Source organism: Pseudomonas mercuritolerans, assembly GCF_025706525.1.
GTDB classification, from domain to species: Bacteria; Pseudomonadota; Gammaproteobacteria; order Pseudomonadales; family Pseudomonadaceae; genus Aquipseudomonas; species Aquipseudomonas mercuritolerans.
Genome location: NZ_JAMSHA010000008.1, coordinates 281,247 through 296,372 on the forward strand (window position 1 = coordinate 281,247; position 15,126 = coordinate 296,372).

Consider the following 15,126-nt stretch of genomic DNA (forward strand, 5'->3'; position numbering starts at 1 on the left):
AAATTTGTTCTTGCCCAATCGGATTTGCCTAGGCAGAATCCGCTCCGTCCTAGGGGAGTAGTCTCCCACGAGCGCCAAGCTCGTCCGGCATACGTCAACATACTTGATCCTCAGATCATGGCGTATGCGACCCAAGCGTCCGCACCAGACGGATCGCAGGGTTTGACAAGACCTATGACACGCACACCTTACCCGGGGCGGGAAGGCTGTACGTGTCATAGCCGTGTCGACCCGCCCCTTAGGAAATCCCTGATGCTGGACTCGCTACTCGTTCCCACCGCTATCGTTGCCTTGGCCGAAATCGGCGACAAGACACAACTGCTCGCGCTGATTCTCGCCGCTCGCTTCCGCAAACCCTGGCCGATCATCGCCGGGATTGTCGCCGCGACTCTGGCCAACCACGCAGCAGCCGGTGCGGTAGGTGCCTGGGTCGGCAGTTTCTTCTCCGACGCCGTCCTGCACTGGATCCTCGCCGCCAGCTTCGCCGCCACGGCGCTGTGGACCCTGGTCCCGGACAAAATGGATGACGACGAAGCCAGCACGGCGCGCAAGTTCGGCCCGTTCCTGACCACGCTGATCGCGTTCTTCCTCGCGGAAATCGGCGACAAGACGCAGATCGCCACGGTGATGCTCGCCGCGCAATATCCGGAACTGTGGCTGGTGATTATCGGCACCACCGTGGGCATGCTGATTGCCAACGTGCCGGTGGTCCTGGCGGGTAACTTTGCCGCAGAGAAACTGCCACTGACCCTGATCCGCCGCCTCGCGGCTTCGGCGTTCATGATTCTGGCGATTGTTGCGGTTTATAAAGCGATGCAGAGCAGCGGCTGGGTTTGAAGCAGCTGCAAGCTTCTAGCTGCAAGCTGCAAGCTGCAAGCTGCAAGCTGCAAGCTGCAAGCTGCAAGTAAAAAGCTGCAAGCCACGCACATCTGCTTTAGCTTGCAGCTTGCAGCTTATCGCTTGCTGCTGTTGTAGAGCGGCATCACCTTCGGAATCGCTGCCTGCAACGCAGCAATGCGGCTGCTGGATGCCGGGTGGGTGCTCATGAATTCCGGTGGCGCGCCCTCGGAAGCCTTGCTCATCTTGTCCCACAGGGTGATCGCCGCGTTCGGGTTGTAACCGGCGCGGGCGGCCAGTTCCAGACCGATCAGGTCGGCTTCGTTTTCGTTGGCGCGGCTGTTGGGCAGGGTCATGCCGTAGTTGGCCACAGTGTCGGCCAGCGCCAGGCTGTCCTGCCCCAGACCGAACAGGGCACCAGCGCCCTGCTTGGCCATCTCCATACCGTACGCCTTGGACATCGCTTCACGACCGTGCTCGCGCAGGGCGTGGGCGATTTCATGGCCCATGACCGCAGCGATTTCATCGTCGGTGAGTTTCAGGCTGTCGATCAGTCCGGTGTAGAAAATGATCTTGCCGCCGGGACCGCAGTTGGCGTTGAGCTCATCGCTCTTGATCAGATTGACTTCCCATTGCCACTGCGCCGCGTCCGGGCGGAATGTTGGCGCCTGGGCGATCAAGCGGTTGGCGATGGTCTGCACGCGCTTGGCTTCAGGGCTGGTCTTGTCCAGCACACCTTTGCTCGACGCCTCGCCGACGGTCTTCTGATACGACTGCGCGTACATCTGATCGACCTCTTGCGAGGACAGCATGCTGAACATGTACTGCTTGCGCTCCACGCCCACGGCGCCGCCGCTGGTGGTGTTGACCGACTGACAACCGGCCAGCAACAGCGCTGCGCTCAAAGCACTTACCACTAATGTCTTGTTCATTCAAAAGCTCCCTGAAAACCTGAGGCGTATCCTAGGCGGCTAATTGTATTGGCGCCAGATACAACGGACGCATTGCGCGTACATTCACCTATGGCCGCAAGACCTCGTGGAAATTCCTCAAGCGCATTGAATCCGCCGCGCACCGATCCATCAGCGACATCGCGGGCCGATTCCGACCAACGTCTCTCATGGCCCTGCACACCCCGCCGATAAATCCCTCGCAGATTGTCCTCTTGCGTGCGGAGCTCCCATGAAGTTCAAGTCGATCCAGTTTTCCGTCGCCGCCCTGGCCGGCGCCATCGTTCTGAGCGTGGTCGCGGCGCTGGTGCTGTACGCGCTGTTCTCCGGCGCTCGCACGCAAGAAATGGTGCAACAGCGCACCCAGGCGCAGTTCGAGCAAGTCATCGAACAGCGCCTGACCTCGCTCGCGCAGACCCAGGTCAGCCAGATCCAGCGCGAACTCGAAGCGCCGCTGTTGATTGCCGGCGGTCTGGTACGCGTGAACGCCCTGCTCGGCGCGACCGGCGCCGACGGCCAGCCGCGCCTGAGCGTCAGCCGCGAACAACTGATCAGCCTGATTAAGGAAAACGTCGAAAAGAACCCGAAGATTCTCGGCACCTACATCGGCTGGGAAAAAAACGCACTGGACCACAATGACGCGGCCTACATCGGCAGCTCTGTAGTTGGTATCGATCCGGCCAACGGCCGCTTTTTGCCGTGGTGGTTCCGCAATACCGACGGCAGCCTGGGCGTGGACAAACTGGCCGATGTCGACGATCAGAAAACCCTGTCCACCGGCATACGCGCCAGCGAGTACTACCTGTGCTCGAAAGAGACGAAGAAAGCCTGCGTGATCGACCCGGCACCGTACAAGGTCGGTGACAAGATCGTCATGCTCGCCTCGTTCATCGAACCGATCATGATCAACGGCGCATTCCAGGGCATCGTCGGTGCCGACCTCTCGGTCAATTTCATTCAGGACATGCTGCTCGCCGCCAACCAGAAGCTTTACAGCGGCGCCGGTGAAATGGCGCTGGTCGGCGGCAACGGGCGGATCGTTGCGTACACCAAGGACTCGAGTAAATTCGGCGAGAAAGTCAGCGACATCCTCGACGCTGAACAAAGCAGCAACCTCGCCAACCTCAAGCGCGACGAAGTGACCTATTCGGTCAATCAGGCCAAGGGCCGCATCGAACTGTACCTGCCGTTCGGCATCGGCCAGACCGACGCACGCTGGACACTGATGCTGCAATTGCCGCTCAACGCGGTCATGGCCGATCTGCAAAACCTCCAGGCCGACCTTGATGCCCAACGCAAATCCGACACCTTCGGCATGGCCATGGTCGGTCTGGTCATCGCCGGCATCGGCCTGCTGGTGATCTGGCTGGTGGGTCACGGCATTGCGCGGCCACTCAAGCAAATGGTCGCCATGCTCGATGACATCGCTCAGGGCGAAGGCGATCTGACCCGGCGTCTGAGCAGCGACCGCAGCGATGAACTGGGCTCGATTGCCAAAGGCTTCAACACCTTCCTCGCCAAATTGCAGGCGATGATCACGCAAGTGGTGACCTCGGTGCAGAGCGTCAGCGATTCCTCGGAACACACCGCCGACATCGCCATCCGCACCAACATCGGTGTGCAGAAACAAATGGCCGAGATCGATCAGGTGGCGACCGCGGTGCAGGAAATGACCGCCACCGCCCAGGACGTGGCGCGCAATGCCACCCAGGCCGCACAAGCGGCAAGTCACGCCGATCAGGCCGCCAGCCAGGGCATGCAGATCGTGCGCGACACATCGGATTCGATTGGCGTACTGGCGGTGGAAATCGGCAAGGCTGTCGATGTGGTGCAGACGCTGGCCAAGGACAGCGAAAACATTAATGCCATCCTCACCGCCATTCGCGGCATCGCTGAACAGACCAATCTGCTGGCACTGAACGCGGCAATCGAAGCCGCCCGGGCCGGCGAGCAGGGTCGCGGTTTTGCCGTGGTTGCGGATGAAGTGCGCAATCTGGCGCAGAAAACCCAAAAGGCCACTGAAGAAATCCAGAGCATGATCCAGCAGTTGCAACAGGGCACCCGCGATGTGGTGCGCGTGATGGAAGACAGCCAGAACCGCACCGACGAAAGCGTGCAGCACGCGGCGAAAGCGGCCGAGGCGCTGGAGACGATTACCCAGGCCGTGTCGGTGATCAACGACATGAACACCCAGATTGCCAGTGCGGCGGAAGAGCAAAGCGCAGTGGCCGATGACATCAACCGCAATGTGATCAACATCGGTCAGGTGGCGAATGAAGTGGCCGGCGGTGCGGATGAATCGAGTTCGGCGAGCGCCGGGTTGACCAAACTGGCGGAACAGCAGCGGCGGTTGATCAATCAGTTCAAGGTTTGATCTTTAGATCCTCTTCGCGAGCAGGCTCGCTCCCACAGTTGGATTGCATTCACATGTGGGAGCGAGCCTGCTCGCGAATATGCCGGCACAGATCACTCATCACGCCGGGGTGAGACACTCCGGCCCGTTCAACTTCGGATCATTCACCAGATTCGCCAACACCCGCTCGCGCAGCGCCGCCGGCTCACTGGCGAGCAAACCCTGCAACACATGCAGCGGCGTTTGAGGATCAAGCCAGGCAGCCTGCCCCGCTTCATCAAGAATCAACGGCCGCCGCTGACTCGCCGCCGACTGAGTAATCACCGCCGTGCTCAGCCAGACCTGCTCCTGCACCGGATACGCTTCCCAGATCGCCGCGAAAAACAACGAAGAACCCTCCCCCGGCGTCAACCAGTACGGCCGCTTGCGCTGGGTGCCGCGCCATTCGTAAAAGCCGTTGGCCGGCAGCAGGCAGCGACGCAAGCGCAAGGCCTCACGAAACATCGGCTGTTCTGCGACGGTTTCGGCGCGGGCATGGGCCGGGGTCTTCGACAGATCGGTCAGCCACGGCGGCGTCAGGCCCCAGCGTGCACGGGCCAACGTGCGCTGGCCGTCTTCGTCGGCACGCAGCATCAACACCGAATCATTGGGGGAAATATTCCACTGCGCCTGCTGATCGGCGGGAAAACCTGGCAGGGCCGCGAAGTCGCGGTTCCAGCGAAACAGGGCATAACGTCCACACATGGGGCAACACGACTCTGAATAAAACGAAGGCCAGCCTAACAGACCAGCGTGCCGGGAAAGCTTTCCGGTTCGTCGCCGGGCAGCGGCAGCGCGGCATTGTACGCGGTGATCAACTCGCGGGCGTATTCGGCCTGATCGTTATCCACCGACAGCCAGAGCAGGCCGAAGATCGGCAATTCACCCGCACCGCCCACCAGATCACGGCCGATCAGGTGCGCCTCGATCCCTTCATTGGCGAGCATGCCCTTGAGCATTTCGCCTTCCATCAGGTTCGCCGGTTCGTAGATGCGCTGCATTCGCGGCCCTCACTCGTTTTCGCTGAAGACTTCCAAGTGCCACTCTTCTTCATGTACCTGCAGGACAAAGGTGATCGGACGACAGCACACCTGGCAGTCTTCGATATACGTTTGATCCCCAGCGGACAAATCCAGAGTGGTCTCGACTTCCTCACCGCAATACGGACATTCATAGCGTGCATTTTCCAGCATCGCGGTCTCCCCAGTGACTTGTGCGTATAATCGCCGGTCTATTTGCAGGGCTATTTTTGTCTGGCTACTTTTCAGACCGTGCCCCGCGGGTTTTCGATCAAACCCTTTACTTACCCTAGCCGTTTCCAACAAGAGAGCATGATGGGCGAATTCGATGCCATCCGACCTTACGACGACAGCGAAGTACCTGCGGTACTGGCAAGGCTGCTCGGCGACAAGGCGTTTCTAGATATCCTCACCCACTTCCGCTTCCCGCGTTTTGCCGGTGCCTTCGGCTGGATGCTCAAACCTCTTATAGCCCATCGGCTGCGTCGTGAGTTTGCCGACGTGAATTCCGTGGCTACCTTACAGGACAAAGTCGAGTTCTACGTCGACCACACCATCGAGCGCGCCACCGACGGCGTGACCTATACCGGTGTCGAGCAATTCAAGTCCGGCAGCGCCTACCTGTTCATCGCCAACCACCGCGATATCGTCATGGACCCGGCCTTCGTCAACTACGCCGTGTACCACGCCGGCCTGCCGACACCGCGCATCGCGATTGGCGACAACCTGCTGCAGAAGCCGTTCGTCAGTGACCTGATGCGCTTGAACAAGAGCTTTATCGTCCACCGCTCGATCACCGGCCGTCGCGAGAAAATGGCTGCTTATCAGTTGCTGTCGGCGTACATCAACCACTCGATCCGCAACGATTGCGCGTCGATCTGGATTGCTCAGGCGGAAGGTCGGGCGAAGGACGGCGACGACCGCACCGAGTCGGCGATCCTCAAGATGTTTCACATGAGCCGCAAGGACGAGCCGTTCGGCGAAGTGATTCGTTCGTTGAACGTTACCCCGGTGTCGATCAGCTATGAATACGACCCGTGTGACCAGGCCAAGGCCCGCGAACTGTACATCCGCGCCACCACCGGCACCTACGCCAAAGCGCCGGGCGAGGATGACGTGAGCATCGCCAAGGGCATCACCGGCTACAAGGGCCGGGTCCACGTGAACTTTGCCGCGCCGATCACCGAGGTGTTTGAAGACACCAAGCAATTGGCGATCGAAATGGACAAGCAGATTCTCGGCGGCTACCGGTTGTTCCCGGTGCATTACCTGGCGTACGCGCAGTGGGCGGATGCCGATCCGCAACTGAATGTGCCGAAAGCGGCCGAGGTGTTCCCGGCTGACGAACTGGCCAAGGCGCAGGATGAGTGGCAAAGCCGATTGGATGCCTGCCCAGCTGAGCATCGGCCGTACCTGGTGCTGCAATATGCGACGCCGGTGCGTAATCAATACCGGGTCAAGGCTGGGTTGCCGCTGTAAAGCAACAGCAAGATCAAAAGATCGCAGCCTTCGGCAGCTCCTACATGGGAATGATGTACATCCTGTAGGAGCTGCCGAAGGCTGCGATCTTTTGCTTTCAGAAGCGGGTGCTGATCCAGGAGACGATCAGAGCAAGCCCCAGGCAGGCAAAACCAAAACGATAGAAGAATCGGTTCATGCGCAACGTCGCCCAATCGAGGATCGGCTCGGCATTCGGCTGCGCCTGGCGCTGGGCGGCGAGACTGGCCTGGGCGCGTTGCTCACGACGGCGGGTCGCGTGCAGCAGCCAACTGCCCGGAAAGGCCAGAAGCAAGGCCAGCAGGTTGATCAACTTGGCGGGATGGGCGGTAAACAGCGTCATCAAGTGCAGCGACATCACAGACCTCGAACTTAACCGGTGTGGCAGACGCCAGACCGACGACCGCGGCGCGGATTCTACCCAAACCGGCCCACCCTGCCCCAGCCTTTGCGACAAATAACCTGACAATCGACCGATGGCTGTCCTGTGTCATGGCATCGTCACGTGGATGCTTCACCCTGCGCGCCTCGAAACCCGAATGGAATGCGACATGCTGCACGCGGAAAACCAGGATCGCCTGTACCTCATCACCCCTTACGACGACCAGCAAAGCCTGGTCGGCAGCCTTGCCTTCAACGTGCAGGATCGACACTGGCTGGTGTATTGCGCGCTGGGCGGGCATCAGCACGCGGACTTGCCCGAGACCGATTTGTTGACTGGCGTGAGTGTGCTCGATTTCTATTCCCAGGCTGCCTGAACGTCAAAAGCACCCTCACCCTAGCCCTCTCCCAGAGGGAGAGGGGACTGACCGAGGTGTTTGCGGTGAATACGCCGACTTAAGATACCGCGCCGAACTCAGGTTTTTGACGCACACGCGATCGGCTCCCTCTCCCTCGGGAGAGGGCTGGGGTGAGGGGAATCGATTTCCCATACGACACAAATCCCAGATCCAAAAAAAGCCCGGAACCATCACTGGCCCCGGGCTTTTTCACATTCGCTGCAAACTTACTCAGCGAGCACCTGACCCACGGTCGGGTCCTTGAACAGACGCGTCAGCGCATCGCTCAATACATCGCTGACCAGTTTGGTGTTGGTTTCCTGATTCGGCGCCATGCCGAAGCGCTGGTCCAGCGACGCACCGTAACGGCCGCTGTAGCGGCGGTTGGCGTTCTGCACGTCAGAGCGGAAGGTTGCGCCGATGGTTGCTTCGGTCACGTACATGCCTTCTTTCGGCGATTGATATTTCAACTCGGCCAGGGTCACGGTCAGCTGCGGCGCGTTAGGTGCGTTGGTGGTCGGGGTGAAGCCGAGCAGACGCACGGCGGCTTCGGCCTGGGCCTGCAGCTTGGGCAGGATCTGCTCGCGCTGCACGGTGATGGCGCTGGTTTCCGGGTACAGACCGCCACGGGTGCCCAGGGTTGGCGACGGACGACCATCGACCACACGCACGATGACAGGCTGGCCACGACCGACCGCTGGCAGTTGCGTGGTCAGCTTCGGCTCCGGATTCAGTTGTTGCGGGCTGTGGGCGCAGCCGGCCAGGGTCAAACCGGCGACAGTGATCAAACCGAACAACAGGCGTTGCAACATGCTCTTCTCTCCAGAATCAGGCACAAACAGGCCGGCAGTATAGCGGTGGGCCACTGCGCGTAACCAGCGCCGCGCAGTGAATACTGAAATGTCTGACAAACCCCGCCGAAAGCGGTTCCTGTCACACATTCTTCACCGTCCATACACCGCGGCGTCATGCCTCGCCGACAAGCTTCAAAGCAGTCCTCCTTCAAGGAACTCTGCCATGCGTTATCTGATCTCGCTGTTCGCCCCTCGCCCGCTGCATCGCAGCTTCGCCCTGCTCGACCGCAACGGTCATTGCCAGGCTTTCAAGCAGTGCAGCCTGCAACCGATGGGCGACGGCTGGGTGGAAATCGAAGAAATCCGCCTGACCTGGTTGAACCAGCCGCTGCCCGCCAGCGCCCGGGTCGTACCGCGACAAATGCGCGCACGGGGTCAGGTGCAGTTGAGCATCTGACCGGATGCCTAATAAAAGTCATTAAACACGAGCAACTGCGCGCATTTCTTCGCTACAATCTCCCCCCGATTATAAGGACGTCTCCTGATCGGGCCCCGCAACAGCGTCAATGCGCATGCATCGACATCAAAATCGCCCACAGAGAGCCGCCCACACAGATCGAGTGAAGTTGGCGCGCTTGCCTGTTCTTCCGGCAAGAACCCGCTTTTCGCGAATCTGCAGAGCTGTCATTCGCTCGGCCACCGCGTTGTTTGCCCTTGCGGGCAGGTGCCAGGCCAAGGCAGCCCTTTTTTGAGGTTCACGTCTTCAAAAGAGCGTGAAAAAAACGGGTTTTCACAACTTCACAAGAGTGTGGCGAGCAAATGAATAGTTTTGCGTCTGAACATGCACCATTAGCGTCCGAAACAGCCCAACGACACAGGACCGGGTATACCTCGAACATCGGAGCCTGAAGCCTGTCCGCTACGGATTTGGTTGCACGAAAACGGATGTCTCGACCATAAGTCGAATTGCCAGCCCTGCGTGAAAATGCGTTCATGGAACGCTTGAAACCAGGCCGCACGCATCCGTCGAAGTTGCGAAAAATTGCGAAGATTCGGACATGGCCAACCTGACCACGGATAGCCCGGGCCCACTGACCTGCCCTGGAACGCCTGGCAGCCATGCCGACAATTTGGTGCTGCAGATTTGGGAGACGCGTTAAATGGCGCATAACGAAGCAGTCGACGTAGTTCTGGTAGGGGCCGGCATCATGAGTGCCACCCTGGCCGTACTGCTCAAAGAGCTCGACCCCGCGATCAAGCTGGAAGTCGTCGAGCTGATGGATTCCGGTGCTGCCGAGAGTTCCAATCCGTGGAACAACGCCGGTACCGGTCACGCCGGCCTGTGCGAGCTGAACTACACGCCGCAGGCTGCCGATGGCAGCGTCGACATCAAGAAAGCCGTGCACATCAACACCCAGTTCGAGGTGTCGAAGCAGTTCTGGTCGTACCTGACCAAGAAGGGCACGTTCGGCTCGTGCAAATCCTTCATCAGCCCGGTTCCGCACCTGAGTTTCGTTCAGGGCGAAAGCGGTGTGTCGTTCCTCAAGGAGCGCTTCAATGTCCTGAGCAAGCACCACGCGTTTGCCGACATGGAATACACCGAAGACAAAGGCAAGATGGCCGAGTGGATGCCGCTGATGATGCCGGGCCGCTCGCCCGACGAAGTCCTCGCCGCCACCCGTGTGATGAACGGCACCGACGTCAACTTCGGCGCCCTGACCAATCAGTTGCTCAAGCACTTGAGCAGCGCCCCGGACACCCAGGTCAAATACTGCAAGCGCGTGACCGGCCTCAAGCGTAACGGCGCCGGCTGGACCGTCAGCATCAAGGACGTCAACAACGGCAACACCCGCGAAGTCGACGCAAAGTTTGTCTTCCTCGGTGCCGGTGGCGCGGCCCTGCCGTTGCTGCAGGCTTCGGGCATCGAAGAAAGCAAAGGCTTCGGCGGCTTCCCGATCAGTGGCCAGTGGCTGCGTTGCGATAACCCGGAAGTAGTCAAGCACCACCAGGCCAAGGTCTATAGCCAGGCGGCCGTGGGTTCGCCACCGATGTCGGTGCCGCACCTCGATACCCGCGTAGTCGATGGCAAGAAATCCCTTCTGTTCGGGCCGTACGCCGGTTTCACCACCAAGTTCCTCAAGCACGGCTCCTTCATGGACCTGCCGATGTCGGTGCGCGCCGGCAACATCGGGCCGATGCTGGCGGTGGCGAAAAACAACATGGACCTGACCAAGTACCTCGTCAGCGAAGTGATGCAATCGATGGAACAGCGCCTGGAATCGCTGCGGCGTTTCTACCCGCAGGCGAAAGCCGAAGACTGGCGCCTGGAAGTGGCCGGCCAACGGGTGCAGATCATCAAGAAGGACCCGAAAAAGGGCGGCATCCTGCAGTTCGGTACCGAACTGGTCGCAGCGAAGGATGGCTCCCTCGCTGCCCTGCTCGGCGCATCGCCAGGTGCGTCGGTGACCGTTTCGATCATGCTCGAGCTGATCGAAAAATGCTTCCCGGCCAAGGCGTCCGGCGAGTGGGCCACCAAACTGGCGGAAATCTTCCCGGCCCGTGAAAAGGTTCTGGAAACCGATGCTGCGCTGTATCGCAAGATCAACACGCAGAACAACATCGCCCTGGAACTGGTTGAAGAAAGCAGCGAGACACCAAGCTTCGCTTGATCTTGCGGCATGAAAAAACGCCCCAATCGGGGCGTTTTTTATGGACGCCAGAATCAAAAGATCGCAGCCTTCGGCAGCTCCTACAGGGCCAACATAAATCCCATGTAGGAGCTGCCGAAGGCTGCGATCTGTTGATCTTGTCTTTTGCCCTTAACCGCGGGACTTTTCGATCAGTTCAATGTATTCCGGGGCGTTGCGCTGATCGGCGATCAGGTCAACGAAGGTCTGGCCCTGCTCATCCTTGCCATCGACGTCATAACCCGCCGCAACGAAGAAGCCCAGAAAGCGCTCGAAATCATCGATGCGCAAACCACGATAGGCCTTGATCAGTTTGTGCAGCGACGGCGAAGTGGCGTCGACCGGCTCAAAATCGAGGAACAGCTTGATCTGCTCATCGCCGATCTCGTCACCAATCACTTGTTTCTTATCTTTACGCATTGCCGACTCCAGCTCGCAGACATGACACGGGGCGGGCAGTTTACCCCTGCCCGACCGCCCGGCTCAACGCGGACGAATCGCCCCGGTGTGCAAATCCGCCCAGATGTGGCCATTGGCATAACTGAGGAACTGCACATACACCGTGTCGTTGCGCAGCAGATCCATCACCACGCGGTATTGCGCCAATGGATAGAACAGCGTCAGGGTTTTGCTTTTGTCATCGTAGGCCGGTTTTTTCAGGCTCTTGCTTTCGCCGTCAAAACTCACCAGCACCTGGCTGATCGTCGCGCCCTTGTTCAGCGATTTGCCTTTGAGGCGGATCAACAAGGATGAGGTGACCGGAATCGGCTGCTGATTGGACTGGCGCTGCGCACCGACCACCACCGAATACTCGCTGACCTGCAGCAGTTGCTGCTGCTCGGGGTCAGCATCACGCAGGGTCAGATCGTCCGGCGGCAGGAACTGGCTGTGCATCGGCGCAGCGGACAGCGGCAGGCTGAGGGACAGCAACAGGGCGGCGAGACTGCGGATCAAGAGGCGCATGACAGGCTCCGGAGGGCGAGGCCAAGAACTCTAGCATGCACCTGCGCAAATCAATGCGCCGATTCAATCGAACTGCTTGCGCATCCAGGCCTGATAGTCAGCGACACCGGGCTCGCCATCACGCGGTGCCCATGGGGCGAGTTCGCCTTCACCGACCGGGCGATAGGGTCCGGCCTTGCATTCGAACATCAGGCTGTCTGCTTCCAGTACGACCAGTCCGTGAAAGACGTTCGTCGGCAGATCCACACCGACACAGGCCCCGCCGGCCTGCAGAACCTGCTTTTTCAACACGCTACCGTTTTCGTCGAAAATCAGCAGCCCCAGCCGCCCCTTGAGCACCAGCAACGTTTCAGCCTTGTTTTCACCCAGATGACGATGAGGCTGGATGTAGGTGTGCGGTTGCAGCCCCACCGCCATGCGATGACAGGCTTCTTCCATCTGATGGAAGTTGTGATGCTGGCGTCCGCGGGGATTGTGCGCGGCTTTCTCGGCCAACTCAGCGAACAGCGTTTGATCAAGAAAGCCAGGCGTACCCATCGCTTTACATTCCTTTAACCGCGTAAATCCCGTTGGCGTTGCGCCAGTAGCCCTTGTAGTCCATGCCATAACCGAAAATGTAGCGGTCGATGCATGGCAGGCCGACGAAATCGGCTTTCAGGTCCGGGCGCGCCTTGCGGTCGTGATCCTTGTCGATCAGCACGGCGGTGTGCACTTTGCGCGCGCCAGCGTGTTTGCAGAAGTCGATGATCGCGCCCAGGGTATGACCTTCGTCGAGGATGTCGTCGATGATCAGGACGTCGCGGTCGATGAACGAGACTTCCGGCTTGGCTTTCCAGAACAGGTCGCCGCCGCTGGTTTCGTTGCGATAACGGGTCGCGTGCAGGTAGGACGCTTCCAGCGGGAATTGCAGATGCGTCAGCAGTTTGCCGGAGAAGATCAGGCCGCCGTTCATCACGCAGAACACCACCGGATTGCTGTCAGCCAGTTGTTCGTTGATTTGTGCACCGACGCGGGCGATGGCCGCCTCGACTTCAGACTCGGTGTACAGGCAGTCAGCCTCTCGCATGATTTGACGGATATGCTCGAGATCAGCGGACATGGCGCTCTCCAGGGGTTGGCGGAATTGGAAAAGCGGGCAAAGGTACGCATCCCGCGAGGTCGAATCAAGCTCTTATGGACTAACGTACAGAATGTCCTATAGGACATCACCCTCGGATAGATTAATCTAGGCCGGTTTTTTTGCCCGCCGCCGGAGCCTTTCCCATGCCCATCCTCGAGATCCGCCATCCGCTGATCCGTCATAAACTCGGCCTGATGCGCCGCGCTGACATCAGCACCAAGAATTTCCGCGAGCTCGCTCAGGAAGTCGGCGCCCTGTTGACCTATGAAGCTACAAAAGACCTGCCGCTCGAATCCTACGACATTGCCGGCTGGTGCGGCACCGTGTCGGTGGAGAAGATCGCCGGCAAGAAGATCACCGTCGTGCCGATCCTGCGTGCCGGCATCGGCATGCTTGAAGGCGTGCTCAGCCTGATCCCGGGCGCCAAGGTTTCTGCTGTGGGCGTTGCCCGCAACGAAGAAACCCTGCAAGCGCACACCTACCTGGAAAAACTGGTACCGGAAATCGACGAACGCCTGGCGATGATCATTGACCCGATGCTCGCCACCGGCAGTTCCATGGTTGCCACCATCGACCTGCTGAAAAAGGCCGGTTGCCGCGACATCCGCGCCATGGTCCTGGTGGCCGCGCCGGAAGGCATTGCTGCCGTAGAAAAGGCGCACCCGGACGTGACCATCTACACCGCGTCCATCGATGAACGTTTGAACGAGCACGGCTACATCATTCCTGGGCTTGGCGACGCCGGTGACAAGATCTTCGGCACCAAGCAGAAGGACGCGTAACCATGCAGCAAGAGTTCAACGATCCGCTCTGGCGCACGGTACTGTCCGGCGCGCAGATGCTGTTCGTGGCCTTCGGCGCCTTGGTGCTGATGCCGCTGATCACCGGCCTGGACCCCAACGTGGCACTGTTCACCGCGGGTCTGGGGACGATCCTGTTCCAGATCGTCACCGGACGTCAGGTGCCGGTGTTCCTGGCCTCGAGCTTCGCTTTCATCACGCCGATCATTCTCGCCAAGGGCCAGTTCGGCCTCGCCGCGACCATGGGCGGGGTGATGGCGGCCGGTTTCGTCTATACCTTCCTCGGCCTGGCCGTGAAGATCAAAGGCACCGGCTTCATTGACCGTTTGCTGCCACCGGTGGTGATTGGTCCGGTGATCATTTCCATCGGCCTGGCCATGGCGCCGATTGCCGCGAACATGGCGATGGGCAAGGCCGGCGACGGCACCGAACTGATTCACTATCAAACAGCGATGATGATTTCCATGCCGGCGCTGCTGACCACGCTGATCGTGGCAGTGTTCGGCAAGGGCATTTTCCGTCTGGTGCCGATCATTTCCGGGGTGCTGGTGGGCTTTGCCATGTCGTTCTATTTCGGCGTGGTCGACACCGCGAAAATTGCTGCAGCGCCGTGGTTCGCCCTGCCGCACTTCACCGCGCCGGAGTTCAACTGGCAGGCGATTCTGTTCATCGTTCCGGTGGCACTGGCCCCGGCGATCGAGCACATCGGCGGCGTGATCGCCGTGGGCAGCGTGACCGGTCGCGATTACCTGAAGAAGCCGGGCCTGCATCGCACCCTGCTCGGTGACGGCATCGCCACCACTGCTGCCGGCCTGTTCGGCGGCCCGCCCAACACCACTTACGCCGAAGTGACCGGCGCGGTGATGCTGACCAAGAACTACAACCCGAAAATCATGACCTGGGCGGCGATCTTCGCCATCACCCTGGCGTTCATCGGCAAATTCGGCGCGCTGCTGCAGAGCATTCCGGTGCCGGTGATGGGTGGGATTCTGTGCCTGTTGTTCGGTTCGATTGCGGCGGTGGGCATGAACACCCTGATCCGCCACAAGATCGACCTGGGCGAAGCGCGCAACCTGGTGATTGTTTCGGTGACGCTGGTGTTCGGTATCGGCGGTGTGCTGGTCGGCACCGGCACCGGCCCGGATGACTTCGGCCTCAAAGGCATCGCGCTGTGCGCGGTGGTGGCGATTGCGCTGAACCTGATCCTGCCGGGCAATGATGGCTGGAAGCAGAAGAAGGCGGATGAGCCGCTGATCTAAGGCTTTCAGATTTTCATCGCCTGACAGAT

The 15,126-nt window shown here is 59.9% G+C and carries 18 protein-coding genes and 1 riboswitch; of the genes, 8 read left to right on the forward strand and 10 right to left on the reverse strand.

The window, feature by feature from the left end:
* The first annotated feature begins 39 nt into the window (after positions 1-39).
* Positions 40-164, forward strand: a riboswitch (yybP-ykoY riboswitch).
* A gap of 88 nt (positions 165-252) precedes the next feature.
* Positions 253-837, forward strand: a complete 585-nt coding sequence (locus tag ND528_RS22530; protein ID WP_041479980.1) for a TMEM165/GDT1 family protein — start codon at positions 253-255, stop codon at positions 835-837.
* A 116-nt stretch (positions 838-953) separates the two neighbouring features.
* Here the strand turns inward: ND528_RS22530 and ND528_RS22535 are convergent, their stop codons facing one another.
* Positions 954-1,769: a M48 family metallopeptidase gene (locus ND528_RS22535; protein ID WP_122507852.1), complete on the reverse strand. Its 816-nt coding sequence runs from the start codon at positions 1,767-1,769 to the stop codon at positions 954-956.
* Between the two features lie 250 nt (positions 1,770-2,019).
* On the opposite strand from ND528_RS22535, the gene ND528_RS28725 reads away from it, so the two are divergent.
* The gene (locus tag ND528_RS28725) at positions 2,020-4,161 is read left to right on the forward strand and encodes a methyl-accepting chemotaxis protein (RefSeq protein WP_263471275.1); all 2,142 of its coding nucleotides are present in this window, start codon (positions 2,020-2,022) and stop codon (positions 4,159-4,161) included.
* A 99-nt stretch (positions 4,162-4,260) separates the two neighbouring features.
* On the opposite strand, the gene ND528_RS22545 is transcribed toward ND528_RS28725, so the two are convergent.
* From ND528_RS22545 to ND528_RS22555, 3 genes are read right to left on the reverse strand one after another with little or no spacing between them, the layout of a single operon-like run.
* Positions 4,261-4,884: an SOS response-associated peptidase gene (locus tag ND528_RS22545; protein ID WP_263471276.1), complete on the reverse strand. Its 624-nt coding sequence runs from the start codon at positions 4,882-4,884 to the stop codon at positions 4,261-4,263.
* 35 nt (positions 4,885-4,919) lie between these two features.
* On the reverse strand, positions 4,920-5,180 hold the full coding sequence (locus ND528_RS22550) for a putative signal transducing protein (RefSeq protein WP_130912868.1): 261 nt from the start codon (positions 5,178-5,180) through the stop codon (positions 4,920-4,922).
* Positions 5,181-5,189: 9 nt separating this feature from the next.
* Entirely contained in the window at positions 5,190-5,372 is a 183-nt protein-coding gene (locus ND528_RS22555; RefSeq protein WP_130912867.1) for a CPXCG motif-containing cysteine-rich protein, read from the reverse strand.
* 141 nt (positions 5,373-5,513) lie between these two features.
* Here ND528_RS22555 and ND528_RS22560 point away from each other — a divergent pair, with 141 nt between their 5' ends.
* Entirely contained in the window at positions 5,514-6,677 is a 1,164-nt protein-coding gene (locus ND528_RS22560; RefSeq protein WP_174823868.1) for a 1-acyl-sn-glycerol-3-phosphate acyltransferase, read from the forward strand.
* A 97-nt stretch (positions 6,678-6,774) separates the two neighbouring features.
* Here the strand turns inward: ND528_RS22560 and ND528_RS22565 are convergent, their stop codons facing one another.
* Positions 6,775-7,053 carry a hypothetical protein gene (locus ND528_RS22565; RefSeq protein WP_039761318.1) on the reverse strand — a complete coding sequence of 93 codons (279 nt, stop codon included), beginning with the start codon at positions 7,051-7,053 and terminating at the stop codon, positions 6,775-6,777.
* 193 nt (positions 7,054-7,246) lie between these two features.
* Here ND528_RS22565 and ND528_RS22570 point away from each other — a divergent pair, with 193 nt between their 5' ends.
* Positions 7,247-7,453, forward strand: a complete 207-nt coding sequence (locus tag ND528_RS22570; protein ID WP_016770662.1) for a hypothetical protein — start codon at positions 7,247-7,249, stop codon at positions 7,451-7,453.
* Positions 7,454-7,701: 248 nt separating this feature from the next.
* Here the strand turns inward: ND528_RS22570 and ND528_RS22575 are convergent, their stop codons facing one another.
* Entirely contained in the window at positions 7,702-8,286 is a 585-nt protein-coding gene (locus ND528_RS22575; RefSeq protein WP_024014276.1) for a YajG family lipoprotein, read from the reverse strand.
* A gap of 205 nt (positions 8,287-8,491) precedes the next feature.
* Here ND528_RS22575 and ND528_RS22580 point away from each other — a divergent pair, with 205 nt between their 5' ends.
* Entirely contained in the window at positions 8,492-8,725 is a 234-nt protein-coding gene (locus ND528_RS22580; RefSeq protein WP_039761314.1) for a hypothetical protein, read from the forward strand.
* A 703-nt stretch (positions 8,726-9,428) separates the two neighbouring features.
* Positions 9,429-10,937 (forward strand): malate dehydrogenase (quinone), encoded by a 1,509-nt coding sequence (mqo, locus tag ND528_RS22585; RefSeq protein ID WP_056790254.1) that lies wholly within the window; start codon positions 9,429-9,431, stop codon positions 10,935-10,937.
* A 150-nt stretch (positions 10,938-11,087) separates the two neighbouring features.
* On the opposite strand, the gene ND528_RS22590 is transcribed toward mqo, so the two are convergent.
* From ND528_RS22590 to ND528_RS22605, 4 genes are all read right to left on the reverse strand, one after another.
* The gene (locus tag ND528_RS22590; RefSeq protein WP_263471277.1) at positions 11,088-11,375 is read right to left on the reverse strand and encodes a PA4642 family protein; all 288 of its coding nucleotides are present in this window, start codon (positions 11,373-11,375) and stop codon (positions 11,088-11,090) included.
* A 63-nt stretch (positions 11,376-11,438) separates the two neighbouring features.
* On the reverse strand, positions 11,439-11,918 hold the full coding sequence (locus ND528_RS22595) for a hypothetical protein (protein ID WP_212617113.1): 480 nt from the start codon (positions 11,916-11,918) through the stop codon (positions 11,439-11,441).
* A 63-nt stretch (positions 11,919-11,981) separates the two neighbouring features.
* A complete protein-coding gene (locus ND528_RS22600; protein ID WP_263471278.1) occupies positions 11,982-12,455 on the reverse strand; it encodes a WbuC family cupin fold metalloprotein in 474 nt (157 codons plus the stop codon).
* 4 nt (positions 12,456-12,459) lie between these two features.
* The gene (locus tag ND528_RS22605; protein WP_016773231.1) at positions 12,460-13,017 is read right to left on the reverse strand and encodes a hypoxanthine-guanine phosphoribosyltransferase; all 558 of its coding nucleotides are present in this window, start codon (positions 13,015-13,017) and stop codon (positions 12,460-12,462) included.
* A 164-nt stretch (positions 13,018-13,181) separates the two neighbouring features.
* Between ND528_RS22605 and upp the strand changes: the two genes are divergently transcribed.
* Together upp and ND528_RS22615 are read left to right on the forward strand one after the other, a co-directional pair.
* The gene (gene upp / locus ND528_RS22610; protein ID WP_090286199.1) at positions 13,182-13,820 is read left to right on the forward strand and encodes a uracil phosphoribosyltransferase; all 639 of its coding nucleotides are present in this window, start codon (positions 13,182-13,184) and stop codon (positions 13,818-13,820) included.
* A gap of 2 nt (positions 13,821-13,822) precedes the next feature.
* The gene (locus ND528_RS22615) at positions 13,823-15,097 is read left to right on the forward strand and encodes a uracil-xanthine permease family protein (RefSeq protein ID WP_016773229.1); all 1,275 of its coding nucleotides are present in this window, start codon (positions 13,823-13,825) and stop codon (positions 15,095-15,097) included.
* Positions 15,098-15,126: the final 29 nt, after the last annotated feature.

Coding starts and splice junctions, on each gene's coding strand:
- ND528_RS22565 (WP_039761318.1), bottom strand. CDS start 7,053: ATGTCGCTGCACTTGATGACGCTGTTTACCGCCCATCCCGCCAAGTTG.
- ND528_RS22590 (WP_263471277.1), bottom strand. CDS start 11,375: ATGCGTAAAGATAAGAAACAAGTGATTGGTGACGAGATCGGCGATGAG.
- ND528_RS22545 (WP_263471276.1), bottom strand. CDS start 4,884: ATGTGTGGACGTTATGCCCTGTTTCGCTGGAACCGCGACTTCGCGGCC.
- ND528_RS22575 (WP_024014276.1), bottom strand. CDS start 8,286: ATGTTGCAACGCCTGTTGTTCGGTTTGATCACTGTCGCCGGTTTGACC.
- ND528_RS22555 (WP_130912867.1), bottom strand. CDS start 5,372: ATGCTGGAAAATGCACGCTATGAATGTCCGTATTGCGGTGAGGAAGTC.
- mqo (WP_056790254.1), top strand. CDS start 9,429: ATGGCGCATAACGAAGCAGTCGACGTAGTTCTGGTAGGGGCCGGCATC.
- ND528_RS22605 (WP_016773231.1), bottom strand. CDS start 13,017: ATGTCCGCTGATCTCGAGCATATCCGTCAAATCATGCGAGAGGCTGAC.
- ND528_RS22570 (WP_016770662.1), top strand. CDS start 7,247: ATGCTGCACGCGGAAAACCAGGATCGCCTGTACCTCATCACCCCTTAC.
- ND528_RS22595 (WP_212617113.1), bottom strand. CDS start 11,918: ATGCGCCTCTTGATCCGCAGTCTCGCCGCCCTGTTGCTGTCCCTCAGC.
- ND528_RS22530 (WP_041479980.1), top strand. CDS start 253: ATGCTGGACTCGCTACTCGTTCCCACCGCTATCGTTGCCTTGGCCGAA.
- ND528_RS22600 (WP_263471278.1), bottom strand. CDS start 12,455: ATGGGTACGCCTGGCTTTCTTGATCAAACGCTGTTCGCTGAGTTGGCC.
- ND528_RS22615 (WP_016773229.1), top strand. CDS start 13,823: ATGCAGCAAGAGTTCAACGATCCGCTCTGGCGCACGGTACTGTCCGGC.
- ND528_RS28725 (WP_263471275.1), top strand. CDS start 2,020: ATGAAGTTCAAGTCGATCCAGTTTTCCGTCGCCGCCCTGGCCGGCGCC.
- ND528_RS22560 (WP_174823868.1), top strand. CDS start 5,514: ATGGGCGAATTCGATGCCATCCGACCTTACGACGACAGCGAAGTACCT.
- ND528_RS22580 (WP_039761314.1), top strand. CDS start 8,492: ATGCGTTATCTGATCTCGCTGTTCGCCCCTCGCCCGCTGCATCGCAGC.
- ND528_RS22550 (WP_130912868.1), bottom strand. CDS start 5,180: ATGCAGCGCATCTACGAACCGGCGAACCTGATGGAAGGCGAAATGCTC.
- upp (WP_090286199.1), top strand. CDS start 13,182: ATGCCCATCCTCGAGATCCGCCATCCGCTGATCCGTCATAAACTCGGC.
- ND528_RS22535 (WP_122507852.1), bottom strand. CDS start 1,769: ATGAACAAGACATTAGTGGTAAGTGCTTTGAGCGCAGCGCTGTTGCTG.